This window comes from Geomonas sp. (assembly GCF_035254065.1).
Taxonomy (GTDB): domain Bacteria; phylum Desulfobacterota; class Desulfuromonadia; order Geobacterales; family Geobacteraceae; genus Geomonas.
Window position 1 is genome coordinate 1 of the sequence record NZ_DATFBA010000208.1, and the last position, 4,159, is coordinate 4,159.

The 4,159-nt window shown below is 62.7% G+C and carries 5 protein-coding genes; 4 read left to right on the plus strand and 1 reads right to left on the minus strand.

The features are described from left to right. A partial coding sequence (locus VJ604_RS09975; RefSeq protein ID WP_422653640.1) for a PDC sensor domain-containing protein occupies positions 1-589 on the minus strand: 589 nt, incomplete at its 3' end. 329 nt (positions 590-918) lie between these two features. Between VJ604_RS09975 and VJ604_RS09980 the strand changes: the two genes are divergently transcribed. The 4 genes from VJ604_RS09980 to VJ604_RS09995 form a co-directional block, all read left to right on the plus strand. Then, complete coding sequence (locus tag VJ604_RS09980) at positions 919-1,356, plus strand: MarR family winged helix-turn-helix transcriptional regulator (protein WP_324082096.1); 438 nt, start codon at positions 919-921, stop codon at positions 1,354-1,356. Positions 1,357-1,367: 11 nt separating this feature from the next. After that, on the plus strand, positions 1,368-2,627 hold the full coding sequence (locus VJ604_RS09985; protein WP_324082097.1) for a TolC family protein: 1,260 nt from the start codon (positions 1,368-1,370) through the stop codon (positions 2,625-2,627). Between the two features lie 170 nt (positions 2,628-2,797). After that, entirely contained in the window at positions 2,798-3,871 is a 1,074-nt protein-coding gene (locus VJ604_RS09990) for an HlyD family secretion protein (RefSeq protein WP_324082102.1), read from the plus strand. A gap of 57 nt (positions 3,872-3,928) precedes the next feature. Beyond that, a partial coding sequence (locus VJ604_RS09995; protein ID WP_324082104.1) for an MFS transporter occupies positions 3,929-4,159 on the plus strand: 231 nt, incomplete at its 3' end.

Here is a 4,159-nt window from a genome sequence, read left to right on the forward strand (position 1 = left end):
CCTGGGGAAGGGTCTGGGCGTCGAAAATGCGCCCGAAGCTGTCGAGGTTGTAGGCGGCGTACAAAACCAGCCTGACACTGCCGTCGGGGTTGGTAACGGGAAGGGCGAAATGGAGGGTGGGCGATTTCCTAATGGCCCGGCTGACCGTGTACTCGCCGGCACTGAATTGCCTGGTCTGCAGCGCGTCCTGGAAGTACTTGCGGTCTCCGACTCCGTACCTGATGGGGAGGGGTTGCCTGATGCCGGTGGCGATGACGCGGCCGTCCACGTCGGCCACCCCGACGTTGATGCTGGTCGGGCTTTTCTCGAGCAGGGTATTGAGTATGCGGGAGCAGCCCACCGGGTCCTTGGACCGGATCTCCGGGATCTCGGAGAGGGCGTTCAGCAGGTTCCGTATCCCCTCGACCTGCGACCTGTGCTCCAGGGCGGTCGACTTTACGGAGGTGAGCAGGTCGCGCTTGGAGCGCTCGATGCACTCGTTGTATTGGTTGACGATGAAGAAAACGAAGGCGACCAGGATCGGCAGGCCCGAGATCATCATAATCAGCAGGATTTTGTTGCGTATCGACCTGGTCGTTTTATCGAACATGGCAACTCTTTCTGCCGCTTGGTGCCTTCATGCCGGATTCCCGCTCCCGCTCAGCAAAACCTGCGTAATTTTTTTCAGATAGATTAATTTAGCTCGCTTTATAAACCGTCTAATGGTAGCCGTCAATTTAAAAAGATACCGTTGCGGCAGCCAGCCAACCCAGCTCGCAAGATATTGACAGCATACTGATTATATGCATAATGACAGTTGACGGCCGGCCTCACCCATCCCTTCGAAATCGCATGATTTTCCGGTCCCTGCCCCGGCACTTTCGGCCTCCACCGGTCGGGAGCCCTTCGAAGGTACTTCCCTTTTTGAGCGAGTTGATCATGAACGAAACGGAAAGTAGCACCAGCATCGACATCGAGAAGAGCATCGGCTTCCTGCTCGCCAAGGCCTATCAGCGCGCCTGCCTCCTGTTCAAGGAGGAGTTCGAGGGGTACGAGGTGACCCCGCAGCAGTTCGGGCTGATGGGGTTCCTGTGGCGCGAGGACGGCCTCACCCAGGCAGAGCTTTCGGCCAGAAGCCAGATCGATCGCACCACCATGGGGGGGCTGATCGACCGGCTGGAGAAGGAGGGGCTGGTGACGCGAGCGACCCACCCCGGGGATCGCCGGGCCTACCGGATCTGCCTTACCGAGAAGGGACAGTCTCTCCAGGCGGTGCTGACGCCGCTGGCGGTGAGGGTGCAGGAGAATCTGGTGGCCAAGCTCGACCAGCAGGAAAGTGAGCAGTTGAAGTCGCTGCTGGAAAAGATCCGCAGCTGATGGGAGATGCGATGGTTAGAGTAGTGATCGCGCTGGCAGCCGTGCTGCTGGTGGCCGGGGTCGCCAGCGGCGAAACGCTGACCCTGAAGGAATGCCTTACCCGGGCGGAGCTCTCCAACAAGGGGCTGAAGGCAGACCGGTACTCGATCGGCATCGCCCAGGAGCAGGAGAAGATCGCCGGCAGCACCCTGCGCCCCAGGATCGACGTGCAGGGAAGCTACACCGCACAGCAGGAGGCGCAGGCGGTCCGGCTGAACAACGTGACGGCGGCCACCCAGGACGCCGACTACGGCGCCTTCAGCCTGAGCATCTACGACACCCTCTACGACTTCGGCAAAACCCGCGCCCGGGAAGGGGCCGCCGCCAAACAGAAGGACGCCGCCACCCACAGCCTGGCAGCCGATCGGCAGGACCTCTTCCTGCAGGTGGTGCGCGCCTACTACGGCATCCTGGAAGCGGGGAAGCTGGTGACCGCCGCCAACGACGAGGTCGCCTCCATGAGCTCGCACCAGCAGACGGCCAAGGCGCTCTACGACGAAGGGGTGGTGACGCGTAACGACCTCCTGCAGGCCGAGGTGAGGGTCGCCTCGGCCAAGCAGAAACTCTTCCGCGCACAGAACGCGGTGGAAAACGGCTGGCTGGTTCTAAACTACCTGATCGGTTCGCCTGCCGATGCGCGTCTCCCGCTGCGGGAGGAGCCCCTGGAGCCGGTGCCCCCCTCCCCCGCCACTCCGGATCTCTCCCGCCGCGGCGAGCTCTTAGCCCTCAAGGACACGGTCGCGGCGCAGGAATTCCTGGTCAAGGAGGCCAAGACCAATTACTACCCCGAACTCTTCGCCCGGCTGGGATTCGACTACCAGCAGAACAGCAAGGTGACCGAGCAGGCGATCATGTCCGCCACCGTCGGGCTGAAGGTCAACCTGTACGACGGGGGGGCCAAGACCGCCCAGTTGCGGCAGGCCGTCCAGGCGAGGAGCCGGGCCGAGGAGAGGCTCCAGGACCTGGAGGAAAGGGTGCGGCTCGAACTGGCCAGGGCCCAGAACGACCTGCAGGTCGCCGCCGCCAGGATCAAGGTGGCGGAGAAGGCGATCGCGCAGGGGGTCGAGAACCTCAGGATCACCAACGACCGTTACCAGGAAAAAGTGGGGACCGCCACCGAGGTGGTCGACGCCCAGACCCTGTTGACCGAAACCCGCACCGACTACTACCAGAGCGTGTTCGACTACCAGGTAGCAGCCGCCCGGGTGAAGCGGGCGACCGGGGACCTGTAAAGACGAGTCAAAGGCAATCAAAGGCGAGATTAAGATTGAGATTAAGAGAACCTGCCACCCTAAAGTCCCCTCTCCTTCAAGGAGAAGCTTGCCCGCCGGAGGCTTTAGGCGAAAGAGGGACAGGGTGAGGATGGGGTCTGAATAACCAGAGGTATCGAATGTCCGAAGAAATGGAAAGAGCTGCAGCCGCCGAAGAGGAGAACACCGGCAAAAAAGGGATGAGCAAGAGGCGCCGCGGCGGTATCGTGCTGCTGGTCATCATCATCGTGGGAGCGGTGCTGGGCGTACGCCAGTGGATGCACGCCAAGACCCACATAGAAACAGACGACGCCTTCATCGAGTCGCACGTCCACTCGGTCTCCAGCCGGATACCCGCCCTGGTGAAGACGGTGGCGGTCCGGGATAACCAGTTCGTGCACAAGGGGGATCTGCTGGTGGAGTTGGACGACTCCGACTTCCGCGCCCGGATGAAGACGGCGGCCGCCTCGGTCGAGGTGGCCAAGAACGAGACCTCCGGCGACTACGCCCAGGTCGATGCCGCCAAGGCCAGCGTCGGCCTGGCCAGCGCCACCTTGGAACAAGCCGACCTTGACCTCAAGCGCGGCCAGAAGCTCTACGCCAAGGAGGTCATCCCCAAGGAGCAGCTGGAGAAGCTGACCACCGCCCGGAGGGTGGCCGAGATGCGCCTGAAAGAGGCCCAGGAATCGGAGCGGCGCGCGGAGGCCATGCTGGGGATGGCGGGGAGCGGTTCGCGTGAGGCGCGGGTGGCCCAGAAGCAGGGGGAACTGCAGACCGCCGCCCTCAACCTCTCCTACACCAGGATCGTCGCCCCTACCGACGGCTACGTCACCAGGAAATCGGTGGAGGCGGGCAACTACGTGCAGCCGGGCCAGGCCTTGATGGCGCTGGTGACGCTGGATGACGCCTGGGTCACCGCCAACTACAAGGAGAGCCAGCTCACCCACGTGCGTCCGGGACAGCAGGTGGAATTCAAGGTGGACAGCTACCCGGGCCATGTCTTTCGCGGCACCGTCGACAGCATCATGGCCGGCACCGGCGCCGCCTTCTCCATGCTGCCGCCCGAGAACGCGACCGGCAACTACGTGAAGGTCGTGCAGAGGATCCCGGTCAAGATCGCCATCGACCGGAAAAGCGATCCCGAGCACCTTTTGAGAGTCGGCATGAGCGTGGTGCCGACCATCCTCACCGAAGAGCGCGGCAAGCAAGCGGCCAGCCGGAAGTAGAACTTGACCGAAAACGACGAGAGACAAGTTAACAAATGGCTGGTAACACTCACGGTGATGCTCCCCGCCATCATGGAGATCATCGACACCTCGGTGGCGAACGTCGCCCTTCCCCACATGCAGGGGAGCCTGAACGCGGGGACCGACGAGATCACCTGGGTGCTCACCTCTTACCTGGTGAGCAACGCCGTGGTGCTCCCCATGACCGGCTGGCTCGCCCGCATGTTCGGCCGCAAGCGCTTCCAGATGACCTGCATCGTCCTTTTCACCCTCGCCTCCCTGATGTGC

Bases quoted from the DNA above. Each gene is read 5' to 3' on its own strand.
- VJ604_RS09980 (WP_324082096.1), top strand. From the start codon at position 919: ATGAACGAAACGGAAAGTAGCACCAGCATCGACATCGAGAAGAGCATC.
- VJ604_RS09990 (WP_324082102.1), top strand. From the start codon at position 2,798: ATGGAAAGAGCTGCAGCCGCCGAAGAGGAGAACACCGGCAAAAAAGGG.
- VJ604_RS09985 (WP_324082097.1), top strand. From the start codon at position 1,368: ATGGTTAGAGTAGTGATCGCGCTGGCAGCCGTGCTGCTGGTGGCCGGG.